General features: G+C 68.7%; 18 protein-coding genes. 7 read left to right on the top strand and 11 right to left on the bottom strand.

What is annotated here, in order from left to right; all coding sequences use genetic code 11:
• Positions 1 to 27: 27 nt before the first annotated feature.
• The 3 genes from htpX to BMZ38_RS02625 all read right to left on the bottom strand — a co-directional run bounded on the left by htpX (position 28) and on the right by BMZ38_RS02625 (position 2,002).
• Complete coding sequence (gene htpX, locus BMZ38_RS02615) at positions 28 to 915, bottom strand: protease HtpX (protein ID WP_091333744.1); 888 nt, start codon at positions 913 to 915, stop codon at positions 28 to 30.
• Between the two features lie 115 nt (positions 916 to 1,030).
• The gene (locus BMZ38_RS02620) at positions 1,031 to 1,783 is read right to left on the bottom strand and encodes a hemerythrin domain-containing protein (RefSeq protein WP_091333746.1); all 753 of its coding nucleotides are present in this window, start codon (positions 1,781 to 1,783) and stop codon (positions 1,031 to 1,033) included.
• 3 nt (positions 1,784 to 1,786) lie between these two features.
• On the bottom strand, positions 1,787 to 2,002 hold the full coding sequence (locus BMZ38_RS02625; RefSeq protein WP_091333749.1) for a hypothetical protein: 216 nt from the start codon (positions 2,000 to 2,002) through the stop codon (positions 1,787 to 1,789).
• 103 nt (positions 2,003 to 2,105) lie between these two features.
• Here BMZ38_RS02625 and gluQRS point away from each other — a divergent pair, with 103 nt between their 5' ends.
• Both gluQRS and phbB read left to right on the top strand, forming a co-directional pair.
• The gene (gene gluQRS / locus BMZ38_RS02630) at positions 2,106 to 2,969 is read left to right on the top strand and encodes a tRNA glutamyl-Q(34) synthetase GluQRS (protein ID WP_091333751.1); all 864 of its coding nucleotides are present in this window, start codon (positions 2,106 to 2,108) and stop codon (positions 2,967 to 2,969) included.
• Between the two features lie 109 nt (positions 2,970 to 3,078).
• On the top strand, positions 3,079 to 3,819 hold the full coding sequence (gene phbB, locus BMZ38_RS02635; protein WP_091333754.1) for an acetoacetyl-CoA reductase: 741 nt from the start codon (positions 3,079 to 3,081) through the stop codon (positions 3,817 to 3,819).
• A gap of 18 nt (positions 3,820 to 3,837) precedes the next feature.
• On the opposite strand, the gene BMZ38_RS02640 is transcribed toward phbB, so the two are convergent.
• Complete coding sequence (locus BMZ38_RS02640; RefSeq protein WP_091333755.1) at positions 3,838 to 4,623, bottom strand: tRNA threonylcarbamoyladenosine dehydratase; 786 nt, start codon at positions 4,621 to 4,623, stop codon at positions 3,838 to 3,840.
• A gap of 137 nt (positions 4,624 to 4,760) precedes the next feature.
• Here BMZ38_RS02640 and BMZ38_RS02645 point away from each other — a divergent pair, with 137 nt between their 5' ends.
• Genes BMZ38_RS02645 through BMZ38_RS02655 form a run of 3 tightly spaced genes read left to right on the top strand, consistent with a single transcriptional unit; the run spans position 4,761 to position 7,558 of the window.
• The gene (locus BMZ38_RS02645; protein WP_091333757.1) at positions 4,761 to 5,156 is read left to right on the top strand and encodes a cytochrome c; all 396 of its coding nucleotides are present in this window, start codon (positions 4,761 to 4,763) and stop codon (positions 5,154 to 5,156) included.
• Positions 5,157 to 5,186: 30 nt separating this feature from the next.
• The gene (locus tag BMZ38_RS02650; RefSeq protein WP_091333759.1) at positions 5,187 to 6,545 is read left to right on the top strand and encodes a sensor histidine kinase; all 1,359 of its coding nucleotides are present in this window, start codon (positions 5,187 to 5,189) and stop codon (positions 6,543 to 6,545) included.
• Positions 6,542 to 7,558 carry a response regulator gene (locus tag BMZ38_RS02655; RefSeq protein WP_091333762.1) on the top strand — a complete coding sequence of 339 codons (1,017 nt, stop codon included), beginning with the start codon at positions 6,542 to 6,544 and terminating at the stop codon, positions 7,556 to 7,558. The genes BMZ38_RS02650 and BMZ38_RS02655 overlap by 4 nt, the downstream gene beginning before the upstream one ends.
• A 3-nt stretch (positions 7,559 to 7,561) precedes the next feature.
• Here BMZ38_RS02655 and BMZ38_RS02660 read toward each other — a convergent pair whose 3' ends face one another.
• The 6 genes from BMZ38_RS02660 to BMZ38_RS02685 form a co-directional block, all read right to left on the bottom strand.
• Positions 7,562 to 7,864, bottom strand: a complete 303-nt coding sequence (locus tag BMZ38_RS02660) for an Mpo1-like protein (RefSeq protein WP_091333765.1) — start codon at positions 7,862 to 7,864, stop codon at positions 7,562 to 7,564.
• Positions 7,865 to 8,014: 150 nt separating this feature from the next.
• Complete coding sequence (locus BMZ38_RS02665) at positions 8,015 to 8,890, bottom strand: pirin family protein (protein WP_091333767.1); 876 nt, start codon at positions 8,888 to 8,890, stop codon at positions 8,015 to 8,017.
• A 21-nt stretch (positions 8,891 to 8,911) separates the two neighbouring features.
• A complete protein-coding gene (locus BMZ38_RS02670) occupies positions 8,912 to 9,970 on the bottom strand; it encodes an NADH:flavin oxidoreductase/NADH oxidase (protein WP_091333770.1) in 1,059 nt (352 codons plus the stop codon).
• Between the two features lie 117 nt (positions 9,971 to 10,087).
• Positions 10,088 to 10,945, bottom strand: coding sequence for an alpha/beta hydrolase family protein (locus BMZ38_RS02675; protein WP_091333773.1), 858 nt, complete (start codon positions 10,943 to 10,945; stop codon positions 10,088 to 10,090).
• A gap of 95 nt (positions 10,946 to 11,040) precedes the next feature.
• Complete coding sequence (locus BMZ38_RS02680) at positions 11,041 to 11,250, bottom strand: cold-shock protein (RefSeq protein WP_091333775.1); 210 nt, start codon at positions 11,248 to 11,250, stop codon at positions 11,041 to 11,043.
• A 266-nt stretch (positions 11,251 to 11,516) separates the two neighbouring features.
• Positions 11,517 to 11,726 carry a cold-shock protein gene (locus BMZ38_RS02685; RefSeq protein WP_049622117.1) on the bottom strand — a complete coding sequence of 70 codons (210 nt, stop codon included), beginning with the start codon at positions 11,724 to 11,726 and terminating at the stop codon, positions 11,517 to 11,519.
• A gap of 326 nt (positions 11,727 to 12,052) precedes the next feature.
• Between BMZ38_RS02685 and BMZ38_RS02690 the strand changes: the two genes are divergently transcribed.
• The gene (locus tag BMZ38_RS02690) at positions 12,053 to 12,547 is read left to right on the top strand and encodes a hypothetical protein (RefSeq protein WP_091333777.1); all 495 of its coding nucleotides are present in this window, start codon (positions 12,053 to 12,055) and stop codon (positions 12,545 to 12,547) included.
• Here BMZ38_RS02690 and BMZ38_RS02695 read toward each other — a convergent pair.
• Complete coding sequence (locus tag BMZ38_RS02695) at positions 12,544 to 13,776, bottom strand: winged helix-turn-helix domain-containing protein (protein ID WP_246807280.1); 1,233 nt, start codon at positions 13,774 to 13,776, stop codon at positions 12,544 to 12,546. The two genes, BMZ38_RS02690 and BMZ38_RS02695, sit on opposite strands and share 4 nt — an antisense overlap.
• A 173-nt stretch (positions 13,777 to 13,949) precedes the next feature.
• Here BMZ38_RS02695 and BMZ38_RS17460 point away from each other — a divergent pair, with 173 nt between their 5' ends.
• Positions 13,950 to 14,612 (top strand): hypothetical protein, encoded by a 663-nt coding sequence (locus BMZ38_RS17460; RefSeq protein ID WP_139202374.1) that lies wholly within the window; start codon positions 13,950 to 13,952, stop codon positions 14,610 to 14,612.
• Positions 14,613 to 14,695: the final 83 nt, after the last annotated feature.

The raw sequence follows: 14,695 nt of genomic DNA on the forward strand, positions 1-14,695 counted from the left end.
CCTCTCCCGGCGGGAGAGGGCTGAAGGTCAAGCCGTCTGCAGCGCGGCGATGCGCTCGTCCAGCGGCGGGTGGCTCATGAACAGGCGCTGCAGGCCGGCGGCCATGTGGCCGGAGATGCCGAAGGCGGCCATCGCCCTGGGCAGCGTGCTCTCACCGTGGTCGCCCTTGAGCCGCTGCAGCGCCGAGATCATCGAGCCGCTGCCGGCCAGCTGAGCTCCCGCGCGATCGGCGCGGAACTCGCGCCAGCGCGAGAAGGCGGCGACGATCATCGAGGCGAACAGGCCGAACACCACCTGCAGCACCATCACCGTGACGAAGTAGCCGATGCCGATGCCGCCGCGGTTGTCGCGGCCGCCGGAAAGCCAGCTGTCGACCGCGCTGCCGACCACGCGCGCGGCGAGGATCACCAGCGTGTTGAGCACGCCCTGGATCAGCGTGAGCGTCACCATGTCGCCATTTGCGACGTGGCCGATTTCGTGGCCGAGCACCGCCGTCACCTGCTCGCGGTCCATCTGCTGCAACAGGCCGGAACTGACCGCCACCAGCGAACTGTTCTTGGTCATGCCGGTGGCGAAGGCGTTCATCTCCGGGGCATCGTAGATCGCCACCTCCGGCATGCCGATGCCGACGTTCTGCGCGTGGCGGCGCACGGTGTCCACGAGCCAGCGCTCGGTTTCGGTCTGCGGCTGCGCGATCACGCGGGCGCCGGTGGAATACTTGGCGATGGTCTTGGACATCGCCAGCGAAATGAATGCACCGCCCATGCCGAACACGGCGGCGTAGATCAGCAGGCCGGTCAGGCCGCCGTAGCCGCGCGCAGCGGCCCACTGGTCGATGCCGAACAGGCGGCAGACGATGCTCAGCAGCAGCAGGACGGCGATATTGGTGGCAAGGAAAAGGACGATTCGACGCACGGCTGTCCCGTTTGGCAGTCATGGAAAGAAAAGCGGCTCGCGCCGCAGGCTGAGACTCGGGGCGGCGTGCAATAGTTTCAAGAGGCGACCGTCGCTGGCGGCCAGCCGCCGACGCTCAGCGACCGGGCGACACCGGCGGCGGCGCGGCGGTCAGCGTGGCCAGGTCGGCCAGGCCGAACGCCTGCTCGACGGTACCGATGCGCCGGACCGCATCCTCGAAGCCGTCGTGGCCGAACATGTGCTTCTCCAGCGCTTCGAACTGCTCCGACAACGCGCTGTAGCGCGCGGGTGTCAGGGTGCGCTTCCAGGCGGGAAAGACCACCGTGTCCTCGATCGCCGTGTGGTGCTGGTACATGCGCACCATGCCATCGAGCACACCGGCCAGCGGATCCATGCGCGAACGGCCGATGCCCGTCCCGGCGCTGGCGGCCAGGACGTAGTCGGTGATCTGGCGTCCGCGCCGGTGCTGCGTGGCCAGGGTGCGGCAGATCGCCGCTGGCTCGCCGCCGGCGGCCAGCACGGCGGGAAATACGTGTTGCTCTTCCAGGCTGCGCTCGTGGTAGTCCTCGCCGAAACGGCGGAACAGCTCGGCCGCGCGATGCAACGCGTCAGCGGGGATCGCCAGCCCGCGCTTCAGCTGGCCGGCCGCCTGCGCATAGACCAGCAGCGCACGCCGCAACACGCCGTGCTCGCGCATGAGGTCCTCCACGGCGAGCACGTCGGTGGATTTTGCGTCATCCGCCAGCGCGGCCAGCGGCATGGCCGTCGCCAGGCCGACGAACGCGGCCCGGCCGACCCAGCGGCGACGACCCGGATCAGCGGCGTCACCGGCCGGGGCCGGCTGCGCGGGATGGGACGCCGGCCGCATGGCTCAGCGCCACGCCGCTTCGCTGCGTTGCTCGAAGTGCTCGTAGGCGGTGATCAGGCCACCCAGCACTTCGGCCGAAGTCTCGAACAGCGCCTGCGCCTTGGGATCGGAAACCTTCGCCACGTCCTGCCGGACGTGCTCCATGGCCTCGCGCAGCATGCCCTTGATCCTGCGGGTGTGTTCGCGCGGGTCTTCGCGGCCCTGGGACGTATCGGTCATGGCGGGACTCCTGGCAATCGCCGGCCCGGGCGGGAGGCTCGATGGTCGCGCCACACCCGTTGCCGGCGGGTGAACCGGCGCCGTCGCACTTAGAATCCGCCGAATGACCTATCGCGGCCGCTTTGCCCCCTCCCCCACCGGCCTGCTGCACTTCGGCTCGCTGGCGGCCGCAGTAGGCAGCTGGTTGTGCGCGCGTCACGCGGACGGGCAATGGCTGGTGCGAGTGGAGGACATCGACCCGCCGCGCCAGGTCCCCGGCTCGGCGCAGGCGATCCTGTCCGCATTGCCGGCGTTCGGGTTGGTGGCGGACCTGCCGGCGCTGTTCCAGTCGAAACGGCAGGCCGCCTATGACGCCGCCTTCGAGCGCCTGCGTGCGGCCGACCTGGTGTTTCCCTGCTGGTGCAGCCGGGCGCAGCTGGCCGGCGAGGAGGGCATCCATCGGGACGGCCATTGCATTGCGCCGCCCGAGCCCGATCGGCCGCCGGCGTGGCGGCTACGCGTGCCGGACGTGACCATCGCCTTCGATGACGCGCTGCAGGGTCCGCAGCGTCAGAACCTGCGCGAAGCCGCGGGCGATTTCGTGATCCGCCGCGTGGAGGGCTACTACGCCTACCAGCTCGCCTGCGTGGTGGACGACGCTTTCCAGCAGATCACCGAAGTGGTGCGCGGCAACGACCTGCTCGATTCCACCCCGCGGCAGATCTGGCTGCAGCGCTGCCTGGGCCTGCCCACGCCCGTGTACCGCCATCTGCCGCTGGCGCTGGATGAACAGGGACGCAAGCTGTCCAAGTCCGCCCAGGCGCACCCGGTGGACCCGGCCGATCCGCTGCCGGCGCTGCGGCAGGTCCTGGCTTTCCTGGACGTCCAGACGTCCGCGGCGGCAAGCGATGTGCCGGCCCTGCTGGCTTCGGCGCTGGAGCGCTTCGACCCTGTCCGCCTGCCGCCACTGGCGGCGCGCCCGGTTTAGAAGCGCTACGGAAACCGGCCGCAAACCCAGGCACAGCAGTTGTCACCAAGTTGGGGTATACATGCAGGACACGCCGACACCGGCGGCGCTCTCACGGGAAGCTCAGGCAATGAACCCACGCACCGCACTGGTCACCGGCGGCACGGGCGGCATCGGCACGGCGATCGTCCGCTACCTGGCGCGCCAGGGACACCGGGTGGCCACCAACTACCGCGATGAGGCCAGGGCGCAGGCCTGGCGCGCACGCATGGCGGCCGAGGGCATCGACGTGTGCATGGTGCCCGGCGACGTCGCCGATCCGGGCTCGGCCGAGGCGATGATCCGCGCGATGGAGCGCGACTGCGGTCCGGTCGACATCCTGGTCAACAACGCCGGCATCACCCGCGACTCGACCTTCCACAAGATGGACTACCAGCAGTGGAGCGAGGTGGTGAACACCAACCTCAACGCCTGCTTCAACGTCACCCGCCCGGTGATCGAGGGCATGCGCGCGCGCCGCTGGGGCCGGATCGTGCAGATCAGCTCGATCAACGGCCAGAAAGGCCAGTACGGCCAGGCCAACTACGCCGCGGCGAAGGCCGGCATGCATGGCTTCACCATCTCGCTGGCGCAGGAGAACGCGAAGTTCGGCATCACGGTCAACACGGTATCGCCCGGCTACGTCGCCACCGACATGGTGATGGCGGTACCCGAGGAAGTGCGCGAGAAGATCGTGGCGCAGATCCCGATCGGCCGGCTGGGCAAGCCGGAGGAAATTGCGCACGCGGTGGCGTTCTTCACCACTGACGAGGCGAGCTGGATCACCGGGACGAACCTGGCGATCAACGGCGGGCACTACATGGGTTGGTAGCGCTGGCTCCGGTCCAGGCTACTTCTCCAGCACCTTCTCCAGCACCTTCCCCACCGCCGCGAACGCGAACGCCCCGGTGACGTGCGTCGCCGCTCCCAACCCGCCGCCGCAGGCGAGGTTGAGCGAATCCCCGCCCGGCGGACGCAGTCCGCAGACCGAGCCATCCGGCTGCGGATACTGCACGTTCTGCAGCGAGTAGACCGCCGACACGCCGAAGTAGCGATCCGGGTTGCGCGGGAAGTTGAAGTCCTGCCGAAGCTTCTTGCGGATCAGGCTGAACATCGCGTCGTGCTCGGTGCGCGAGAGGTCGCGCACGCGAATCTGCGTAGGATCGGTGCGTCCACCGGCCGAGCCCACCGTGACCATCGGCAGTTTGCGCCGGCGGCACCAGGCAATCGCCTCCAGCTTCACGCGGAAGGCATCACAGGCATCGAGCACCACGTCGTAGCCGCGGTCGAGCAGCTCGTCCAGCGTGGCGGTGGTGAGGAAGCGCTCGACCGCTTCGAGCCGGATGCGCGGGTTGATCGCGTGCGCACGCTCGGCCATCACGCCGACCTTGGGTTTGCCCCACTGGCCATCCAGCGCGTGCAGCTGGCGGTTGGTGTTGGACAGGCATACCTCATCGGCGTCGATCAGGGTCAGCCGCCCCAGGCCGCTGCGCGCCAGCGCCTCGACCGCCCAGGAGCCGACCCCACCGATGCCGATCACGCAAACGTGCGCATTCATCAGCCGCTCGATCGTGCCGCGCCCGTACAAGCGCTCGACGCCCTCGAAGCGTTCGACCGGATAATGCGGCCCGCTCATGCGGCCTGCCCGTGGACGGGGTGGATGCTGCCTGCCATCGCCTGCGGTTTCCTACGATCCAAAAGCCCATTTTACGGCTACGAAAGCCGCCGGCGCTTCGGTATTCTGGCCCTTCACAACTGCAAGGGCGGTCCCCCATGAACGCACGCTCCGCACTCCTGATCCTGCTCGGCCTGGTCATCGGCATCCTCGGCACCGTGTTCGCGATGAAGGCGCTGGGCGACCGCAACCCCATGCCGCACGCGGTGATGACGGTCATGGGGCACCACATGGGCGCGCTGAGCGAGGCGGTCAAGACCAGGCAGTGCGACGCCGCACAGGCCAACGACCACCTGCTGCGCCTGCAGTCGACCGCCGGCGACATCGCCGCGGCATTCCCCGGCGCCGAACAGGATTTCCTCGACCACGCCGGCCGCTTGCGCACCGCGCTGCAGAATGCCGTGCAGGCGCACCCGACCGACTGCGCCGCGCTGGCCACGGCGATCAAGCCGGTGGGCGACGCCTGCCAGTCGTGCCACCAGAAGTACCGCTGACGCACGACTCCACGGCCGGATGCCGCGCTGATGACAGGGACGAGCCACGCAACGCGCCGCCGCGGGTCACGGCTGCGCCAGCTGCGGCGGCGGGTGGACAACGCGATGTTCACCCGAGCGCGTTATTCGCAGCCGATGATGCCGGTGATGTGCCTTCTCGGCGGGCTGTTCATGCCGTTGTACTGGTTCGTCTGGACCTACGCGGTGCCGCAGCCCTACAGCAACCTGTGGCTGCACCTGGCCGGCTGCGTGGTGCTGCTGCCGCTGGCGGCGCAACGCTGGTGGCCACGCGCCTGCAAGCCGTGGCTGCCGCTGTACTGGTACGTGGCGATCACCTTCGCGCTACCGTTCTTCTTCGGCTACCTGATGCTGCGCAATGGCGGCGCGATCGGCTGGATGGCTGCGCATCTGTTCTCGATCTTCATCACCATGATGCTGTTCGATCTGGCCAGCTTCGCGCTGATCTTCAGCCTGGGCACCACGCTGGCGGCGCTCGCGTTCCAGCTTGGCCCCCATGGTGCCTGGCCGCTGCACGCGATGCTGCAGTACACGCCGGTCCTGGCGCTGACGCTGGTCCTGGGCCCGCTGGCCAGCCTTTCGCAGAAATTCGGCGACCAGGCCAAGGTGAAGGCACTGATCGGCGCTTCCAACAACATCGCGCACGAACTGCGTACCCCGCTCGGTTCGGTGCAGCTGGCCGGCCGCGCCATCGGCCGCTACCTGCCCCACCTGCTGGAAAGCCATCGCCTGGCCGAGCAGTCGGGGCTGCCGGTGGCCGCGCTGCGCAGCCCGCACCTGCAGGCGCTGCAGCGCGGCGTCGGCGTGATCGAACACGAGGTCAGTCACGCCCATACGGTGATCGACATGCTGCTCATGGCCGCCCGGCCGATGGGCTCGCTGCAGCTGGAAACGCTGCACGCGCGCGCCTGCGTGGAACAGGCGCTGGCACGTTATCCGTACGCATCGCGGGCCGAGCGCGAGCGGGTCCAGCTCGTTTCCGGGCCGGTCGATTTCGTGGTGAGGGGCTCCGAGCCGCTGCTTACCCACGTCATCTTCAACCTGCTGCGCAACGCGCTGTTCCATACGGGGCGGGCCGGGAAGGGCGAGATCCGCGTCGGCCTGGACAGCGACGCCAGCGGGCACTGCATCCGGGTGCGCGATACCGGTCCAGGCATCCCGCCGGACGTGCTCCCGCGCATCTTCAACCGCTTCTACTCTTACAGCGAAGGCGACTCGGGCACCGGGCTCGGCATTGGCCTGGCCTTCTCGCAGAATGCAGTCGAGCGCATGGGCGGGCGCATCAGCTGCCGCTCGCGCTGGGGCGAGTACACCGAGTTCTTCGTGACCTTTCCGTACCAAGTGCCATCTGGACAGGGACTTTCGGCATGAGCATCGACTTCCACGGCGACATCCTGCCGTTCCACTTTCCGACCACCACGCTCCTGGTCGACGACCACGAGAAGTACCTCGACAGCATGCCGCTGCTGCTCGACCCGACGCTGCGCCTGCGCAGCTACAGCTCCCCGCGCAGGGCGCTGGCGGAACTGGGCAGCCACGGTATCCGCGCCGTACCCGGCGGCGGTTGGATGTACCACTGGAAGGACCGCTCCTCGCAAACGCGCGAGCTCGTCGCGCTGGACATCGACTCGATCCACCGCGTGATGTTCGATCCAGAGCGCTTCGCCGAGGTGTCGGTGGTGGTGGTGGACCTGAGCATGCCGGAGATGGACGGCATCGCGTTCTGCCGCGAGCTGGCCAACCCGCACATCGGCAAGATCTTGCTGACCGGCACCGCCGACGACTGCACTGCGATCGAGGCCTTCAACGCCGGCGTGATCGACCGCTTCATCCGCAAGAGCGACCCGCAGGCGATCGACAAGCTGCAGTCAGGCATCCGCGCGCTGCAACGGCGCTACTTCGAACGCGTCGGCGGCTTCGTCGCCGAGGCGCTGGCGCTGGGCAACGTGCGCTTCCTGCGCGACAAGGCCTTCCAGCAGGTCTTCCGCGATCTGGTCGGCGACTTCCCGGCGGTGGAGTGCTACCTGCACGTCAATCCGACCGGCATGCTGCTGGTGGACGAGCGTGGCCGCGGCCGCTTCGTGCTGGTGCAGACCGACGAGGACCTGCGCGCGCATTTCGAGATCGCCAGCGACCTGGGCGCACCGGCCGCACTGCTGGACGCGCTGCGCGAGGGCGATCGGCTGCCCTGGTTCGGCGCCGGCGACGGCTACTACCGCGAGGACATCCGCGAGCCGGAGGCAACGCTGCATCCTGCAGTCACCGTGCGCGGAGAACATTGGTATCACCTGGCGCTGATCGATGACGTCTCGCGCTTCCAGCTCGGCAAGCTGCGCAGCTACCACGACTGGCTCGGCGAGCAGGACCAGGCGCTCGGCGCCTGACCGTCACAGCCGAAGCCGGCCGCACAGGATCTGCCAGTACATCACCCAGTCGCCGGCCAGGCTGTAGAGCGGGTGGCGGAAGGTGGCCGGGCGATTCTTCTCGAACGCGACATGGCCGATCCAGGCGAAACCGTACCCGGCGAGCGGCGCCAGCCAGAGCCAGCGCGCGTCGCGGCTGGCAATCGCCACGACAACCACCAGCAACACCAGCGTGCTGCCGGCGAAATGCAGGCGACGACAGGTCCGGTCCCGGTGCTCGCCCAGGTAGTAGGGGTAGAACTCGCGAAAGCTGGCGAAGCGGGGCATGGCGACTGGCCGCGGGACGGTCGTTCCAGCGTGCGCCTGCCGCCGCGACGGGTAAAGTCCTTTTGCCCGGGGGAGGAATCGACCATCGTCGAACGCCCGGTCCGCCGTCTGCAGGCACCGCACGGGGTGGCTACGACGCGACGCATCCAGCTAGTGCGATGGCAGCGGAATGAACTCTTGCTCGTCGCCCGGCACCAGGCCGAACCGGCCTGCCGTCCAGTCGGCCTTGGCCTGCTCGATGCGTTCGCGCGAACTGGCCACGAAGTTCCACCACAGGTGCCGCTCGCCATCCAGCGGCGCGCCACCGAACAGGATCAGCCGGCTGGTCCCGCGCGAACGCAATGCTGGCGCCGCGCCGGCGCCCAACACGGCCATGCGGTCGGCGGCGACGGCCACGCCGTCCCAGTCGACCTCGCCCTCGATCACGTAGACGCCGCGCTCGGCATGCTCCGGCGGCCACTCGAGCGTAGCGCCGTCGGCCAGGTTGGCCTCGATCAGGAACATCGGCGCAAACACCTTCACCGGCGAGCGCTCGCCATAGGCGTGGCCGGCGACCAGCAGCAGCTCGGCGCCCTCGCGACGGAGGCGCGGCAATTCCCCGGCGCCGTGATGGTGGAACTCCGGCGCCACCTCCGCGTCCTCGCGCGGCAGCGCCACCCACAGCTGGATACCATGCAGGCGCTGGCCGTCGCGGCGTGGCTCCGGCGGCGTACGTTCCGAATGCACGATGCCACGGCCGGAGGTCATCCAGTTCACCTCGCCCGGGCGGATGTCGGCCAGGCTGCCCAGGCTGTCGCGGTGGCGGATGGAGCCTTCGAACAGCCAGGTGATGGTGGCCAGGCCGATGTGCGGGTGCGGCCGCACGTCCATGCCCTTGCCCGGCGCAAAGTCGGCCGGCCCCATGTGGTCGAAGAACACGAACGGGCCGACGTGCCGTGCCAGCAGCGCGGGCAACAGGCGGCGCACGGTGAAGCCGTCACCGAGGTCGTGCTTGCGGCCTTCGATCAATCGTGGGGTGTGGTCCATGTCGTGCTCCGTGCCCGGGCGCTACCAGGCGCGCTGGTACTGTACCGGCGGGAGGATCGATGCGCCCAGTTCCTGCGCGGCGCGACGCGGGAAGTAGGGATCGCGCAGGCTTTCGCGTGCGATCAGGACCAGGTCCGCCTCGTGGTTGCCGATGATCTGCGCCGCCTGCTGCGACCCGGTGATCAACCCCACGGCGCCGGTGGCAATCTCCGCCTCGCGGCGGATGCGCGCGGCGAACGGGACCTGGTAGCCCGGGCCGACGGGAATCTTCACGTGCGGCACCAGCCCGCCGCTGGAAACATCGATCAGGTCGACGCCCAGCGGCTTGACCTCGCGCGCCAGGCGCACGCTTTGCTCCACGCTCCAGCCACCGTCGGCCCAGTCGGTGGCCGAGACGCGCAGCCACAGCGGCAGCGTTTCGGGCCACACCTCACGCACCGCGGCCAGCACCTCTCGCACCAGCCGCGTGCGGTTCTCGAAACTGCCGCCGTAGCCATCGGTGCGGTGATTGCTCAGCGGTGACAGGAACTGGTGCAACAGGTATCCGTGCGCTGCATGTACCTCGATCAGTTGGAAGCCGGCGGCCAGCGCGCGCTTGGCTGCCGCACGGAAATCGTCGACCACCTTGCGCAAGCCCGCCTCGTCCAGCGCCTGTGGCGTGTGCCAGCCCTGGTCGAAAGGAATGGCCGAAGGCGCCAGCGTGGTCCAGTCGCCCTGCCCGACCGGCAACGGACCGCCACCTTCCCAAGGCCGCTGCGCGCTGGCCTTGCGCCCGGCATGCGCCAGCTGTACGCCAGCGATCGCATGCTGGCTGCGAAGGAAGGCGGTGATCGGCTGCCAGGCCGACACCTGCGCGTCGTTCCATATACCGGTGTCGCCAGGGGAGATGCGGCCTTCCGGCGACACCGCGGTAGCCTCGGCCACCACCGCCGCGGCCCCGCCCACCGCGCGGCTGCCCAGGTGCACCAGGTGCCAGTCGTGCGGCACGCCGTCGGAGGCTGAGTACTGGCACATGGGCGCGACGACGATGCGGTTGCGCAGCGTGAGGCTGCGCTGGTCAAACGGGGTGAACAGTTCCATGCGGAAGCCTTGGCGACGGACAAGCACTCCAGATGACGCCGGGCCTGTCGCGCTTCAAGAGCGAGGCCTCGCATGGAAACCGTGGCCGCACGGCATGGCGGTCGCCCTAGAACCTTCCTACGAGGCTCGGTCGAGCCAGCGTGCGATGTGCGCGGCCACCGGCTGCGGCGCCTTCATCCAGCTGAAGTGGTCCGCAGGGCCGCACAGCTCGTCCGGCCCCAGCACGCCGCGCGTGATATCGGCCCGGGGAAGTTTGCCCAGCAACCAGTCCAGGGAAGCGGGGGGGCCCAGCCAGTCATCGCGCAGGCGCAATGCCAGTGCAGACCCGGTAAAGGCTGCCATGCCTGGTTCCAGATCGCCGATGCCGTCGGCCGCGTAGCGGCCGGTGCAGCCGCTACGGGCCCAGTCGCGGATTACGCCGCGCGCTTCGTTGCCGCCAAAGCCGATCCGCCGCCCGGGGAAACGCCCGAGCAGTGTCGCCAGCATCGGCGCCATCACATAGGCCGCGCCGATCAGCCAGGGACGGTGGAAGTTCTTCCAGTACGGCGCGCCGCTGGCGACCATTACCAGGCCCGTGACCTGGGTGGGATGCAGCCCGGCGTACGCGCACGCCAGTTGGCCGCCCAGGCTATGGCCGCCCAGCAGGGCCGGAGCGTCCGGCCAGGCGGCGCCGGCGCCGGCGAGCCCGGCGGGCAGGTCCTCCTGCAACAGGGCGCGGTAGCCCCAATCCTGCTGTCGCTCGGCGCGGCGGTCGCTCGAACCGATGCCGCGCCACTCGTGCAGCGCCACGGCAATGCCATACGCGGCCAGTGCCGTGGCAAAGGGCAGGTAATGCCTTGCCGGCACGCCCATGGCCGGCAACCAGTACAACCACTGCCGCGGCGTCGCTTCGCCGACCAGCAGCAACTCGCTGGCCGCACCGTCGGCGGCGGTTATGCGCAACACGCGTACAGCGTCATTCGAAATGGCTTGCATGGCCGCGCACCCAAAAGGCGCAGGCTAGCGAAGCGGCGCCGCGCGCACAAAAAAGGCCGGCTTGCGCCGGCCTTTGACAAACGATCGATCGCCCTTCAGGCCGGGGCGACTTCGTCGGCCTGAAGGCCCTTTTGGCCTTGCACCACCTTGAAGCTCACCTTCTGGCCTTCCTTCAGGCTCTTGAAGCCCGTTCCGCTGATGGCGCGGAAATGCACGAAGACGTCGGGGCCACTCTCCCGGCTGATGAAGCCGAAGCCCTTGGCGTCGTTGAACCATTTGACAGTGCCAATCTCACGATCCGACATGACTCACTCCGTTCTGCACGATGCTGAGACAAATCGACCTCCCCTTTGGCCGACGGCTTACTGGGCATGCAGGGAGCAGGGGGTGGAGCGATGCGCGATTCCGGGGAATCCCCGCATCGGGGCACGCACGTGGACCGAGCAGACACAGTGACTCCAAGCATAACGGAAATTCGGTAAAAGCAAGTCATGCGGAATACTTCGATCCCGGGCAAGAAAAAAGCCGGGCATCGCTGCCCGGCTTTCTCGTGGCTCGTGCGGGAATCCGCTCAGGCCGGGAGGACCTCGTCGGCCTGCAGGCCCTTCTGGCCCTGCACGACCTTGAAGCTCACCTTCTGGCCTTCCTGCAGGCTCTTGAAGCCGGTGCCGCTGATGGCACGGAAATGCACGAACACGTCCGGGCCGTTGTCACGGCTGATGAAGCCGAAGCCCTTGGCGTCGTTGAACCACTTGACGGTACCGATCTGACGATCAGACATGAAACACTCCACTAGGTATTAATCAAAAGAGACTCGACCGACGCCGGATGCGTGGCCGACTTACTGGTGTGCAAGGAAAACCCTAGGGGTGAATCGATGAAGCGCAGATCGTGATCGGCGGCATCGGGCCACAAAGCTCTGGTGACCCCGGCAAACACAGTGCACGCATCATAGCCGGTACGGGGCGCCTGCGCGACCGCCAAGCTGAACGGGTGACACGCCCGGCGGAACGCGGATTTCAGGTTTTCTTCACGCTGCCGTTTGTCTAGTGTCGAGGCCGCCAGACGCGCTGCCGGCCACTGCCCGCTGCCTCAGGAACGCCAGCCATGAAGCCTACCTTCCCGCGCCTGACCCTCGCCGTGCTCGGCGCCAGCCTGCTGCTTGCCGGCTGCGCCAACCACCCGACCCGCGCCGGTTCGAAGGAAGCCGCCAGTCACGCACCGGCCGCCGCCGTCCAGAACCCGACGGCACCTGCGACGCGATCTGCCGAGAGCCACGCGGCCCATGGCACTCGCGCCGCAGGGACCACCGCATCCGGACAACCCGCCCAACTGCCCGACAGCACCGGCATTCCCGCCTGCGACGATTACCTGGCCAGCTACGTGGCTTGCCACCGCGCCGCGCAAATCTATCGGCCCGACCAGGTCCAGGGCCGCTACGAGGCGATCCGCACGAGCCTGTTGCGCGATTCGCAGGATCCAAAAATCCGGCCGAACCTCGCCACGCGCTGCAACTCGCTGGCCAGCCAGCTTCGCCAGGCCTTGCACGGCAAGTCCTGCGACTCGACGCCGGCCGCGCCGAGCAGCCAGGCCGGGCACTAATCCCCCGCGCCGGTGGCCTTCCAGCGGGCGCGCAGGGCGCGTCCGAATGCCGCTGGCTCGCTGCGTTCCAGCCTCACCCTCGGCGTGCCGTGCCAACTGGCGGTGCGAGCGATCGCGTCGCCCACCTCGGCAGCCAGGCGCGGCGTGGCGTCCTGGCCCGGCTCCAGGAACAGCGCCTTGATCTCGAACACGCCCTCGCCACGATGCGCCTTGGCGTCCAGCCGTCCGACCAGGCTGCCGCGATGCAGGATGGGAAGCACGTAGTAGCCGTAGCGCCGCTTGGGCGCGGGCGTGTAGCACTCGATCGCGTACTCGAAATCGAACATGGCCTGCGCGCGGGCACGGTCCCACACCAGCGGATCGAACGGCGAGAGCAGCGCCGTATGGGTGGCCGGCAAGCGGCCGGCGCGAACCTTGTCCAGCAGCGGTGCATGTCCGTGATGCACGTAGCCGGGCGCGTCCCAGCCCTGCACCGGCATGGCGATCAACTCGCCCGCGGCAACCAGCGGCGCCAGTTCGGCGTCGTCCACCGAGGGCTTGAGCCGGTAGTAGTCGGCGATCCAGCGCGCCTGGGTGATGCCGAGGGCGCGCACGCTGTCGAGGATGAAGCGCTGGCGCAGCGCCGCCGAGTCGAGCGTGCTCGGCACGAACGGCGGATCGAGCCTGGCCAGAACGCGCTCGGCCAGGTCGTACACGCGCTGGAAGCGCTCGCGCCGCGGCACCATCAGTTCGCCCAGCGCAAACCAGGCCTCCAGCCATCGCTTCTCCGGCTTCCACTCCCACCAGCCGCTCACGCCGCGGTCGGCGCGCGGAAAATCGGCGGCGCGCACGGGGCCTTGCGAGCGGATGCGCTCGAGCATCCCGTCCATCTGCGGGCGATGGTCGCGGTGCATGCGCGCGGCGTGGCGATGCGCCCAGTGCGCACCACGCTCGCGCCAGGCGCGGTGCAGCGGCAGGTCGGCGGCCGGCACGAAGCAGGCCTCGTGCGCCCAGCATTCGGCGATGCGGCCCTGCACCAGCGCCTTATCCAGCCAGTCGCTTTCGTAGGCGCCCAGGCGCGCGTGCAGCACCAGGTAGGGGCTGCGGGCAACTACGTGGATGGAATCGATTTGCAACAAGCGCATGCGCTCGATCGCGTCCACCACGTCGGCCGGACGCGGTCGTCGGCCGAATGGCCGCAGCAGGCCCTGCGCGGCCAGGTGCAGGCGGCGCGCCTGGGCCAGCCCCAATAGTGTCGATCGGCTTGATAAAGGGGGCGGCAACGGCGGCGTCGGCTTCACGGAACCCTGCTGTTCAGGATGAGGCGGCGTTTACAAATCGTTTGCTAGCTTGCCTGGAGCGCGGCAGCCCCATCGATTGCCTTCAGTCCGCGTCCTTCGCATTCTGGCATGGAGTCCCGCTGATGAAATCCCGCAAGCCAATGCTGACCGCTCTCGCCGCCGGTTCGCTGCTGCTGTCCGGCGCCCTGCTGGCGCAGGACGTGCCGAACCCGCCGAGCCCGCCCTCGAACCCGACCAATACCGCGCCACCGCCACCGCCGACCACGCCGATGCCACCGTCACCGCCGGGCTCGCCGCAGTCGAACATGCCGCCGACGCCTCCGCCGCCGCCGAACCCCGCATCCACGCCACCGGCGCCGCCAGGCAGTTCGGGCATGCAGACGATGCCGCCGCCGGCCTCCAGCGCCCCGCCGCCGATGGGCAACGACCAGGGCAGCATGAACCAGGGCCAGAACATGAACGGCGGCCAGAACATGCAGGGCAACGGCATGCAGGGCAACGGCATGCAGGGCAACGGCATGCAGAGCAACGGCATGCAGGGCAACGGCATGCAGAGCAACAACATGCAGGGCAACGGCAGCAACGTCGAGTTCAAATCCTCGATCGCGCCGGCGCCCGACACCGGTCCTGCTCCGGACTTCAGCCAGCTCGCCAACGGCAAGAAGTCGATCAGCATGGATCAGGCGGCCAGCTACCCGCCTCTGGCCAATGATTTCGACCACGTCGACAAGAACCGCGACGGCCGCATCACCCAGCGGGAATACGACAGCTGGAAGTCGCACTGAGGTTTTGCTCGACACTCCCCTCGCCGGCCCCCCGCGGCCGGCTTTTTTTTGCCGTCACTGCCGGTTCGGGCATCGTTGGCTAG

The sequence above is a fragment of the Frateuria terrea genome (assembly GCF_900115705.1).
GTDB lineage: Bacteria > Pseudomonadota > Gammaproteobacteria > Xanthomonadales > Rhodanobacteraceae > Frateuria_A > Frateuria_A terrea.

Bases quoted from the DNA above. Each gene is read 5' to 3' on its own strand.
- BMZ38_RS02680 (WP_091333775.1), bottom strand. From the start codon at position 11,250: ATGTCGGATCGTGAGATTGGCACTGTCAAATGGTTCAACGACGCCAAG.
- BMZ38_RS02665 (WP_091333767.1), bottom strand. From the start codon at position 8,890: ATGGACCACACCCCACGATTGATCGAAGGCCGCAAGCACGACCTCGGT.
- BMZ38_RS02655 (WP_091333762.1), top strand. From the start codon at position 6,542: ATGAGCATCGACTTCCACGGCGACATCCTGCCGTTCCACTTTCCGACC.
- BMZ38_RS02690 (WP_091333777.1), top strand. From the start codon at position 12,053: ATGAAGCCTACCTTCCCGCGCCTGACCCTCGCCGTGCTCGGCGCCAGC.
- gluQRS (WP_091333751.1), top strand. From the start codon at position 2,106: ATGACCTATCGCGGCCGCTTTGCCCCCTCCCCCACCGGCCTGCTGCAC.
- BMZ38_RS17460 (WP_139202374.1), top strand. From the start codon at position 13,950: ATGAAATCCCGCAAGCCAATGCTGACCGCTCTCGCCGCCGGTTCGCTG.
- BMZ38_RS02645 (WP_091333757.1), top strand. From the start codon at position 4,761: ATGAACGCACGCTCCGCACTCCTGATCCTGCTCGGCCTGGTCATCGGC.
- BMZ38_RS02620 (WP_091333746.1), bottom strand. From the start codon at position 1,783: ATGCGGCCGGCGTCCCATCCCGCGCAGCCGGCCCCGGCCGGTGACGCC.
- BMZ38_RS02650 (WP_091333759.1), top strand. From the start codon at position 5,187: ATGACAGGGACGAGCCACGCAACGCGCCGCCGCGGGTCACGGCTGCGC.
- BMZ38_RS02640 (WP_091333755.1), bottom strand. From the start codon at position 4,623: ATGAGCGGGCCGCATTATCCGGTCGAACGCTTCGAGGGCGTCGAGCGC.
- BMZ38_RS02675 (WP_091333773.1), bottom strand. From the start codon at position 10,945: ATGCAAGCCATTTCGAATGACGCTGTACGCGTGTTGCGCATAACCGCC.
- BMZ38_RS02625 (WP_091333749.1), bottom strand. From the start codon at position 2,002: ATGACCGATACGTCCCAGGGCCGCGAAGACCCGCGCGAACACACCCGC.
- BMZ38_RS02670 (WP_091333770.1), bottom strand. From the start codon at position 9,970: ATGGAACTGTTCACCCCGTTTGACCAGCGCAGCCTCACGCTGCGCAAC.
- BMZ38_RS02660 (WP_091333765.1), bottom strand. From the start codon at position 7,864: ATGCCCCGCTTCGCCAGCTTTCGCGAGTTCTACCCCTACTACCTGGGC.
- BMZ38_RS02685 (WP_049622117.1), bottom strand. From the start codon at position 11,726: ATGTCTGATCGTCAGATCGGTACCGTCAAGTGGTTCAACGACGCCAAG.
- phbB (WP_091333754.1), top strand. From the start codon at position 3,079: ATGAACCCACGCACCGCACTGGTCACCGGCGGCACGGGCGGCATCGGC.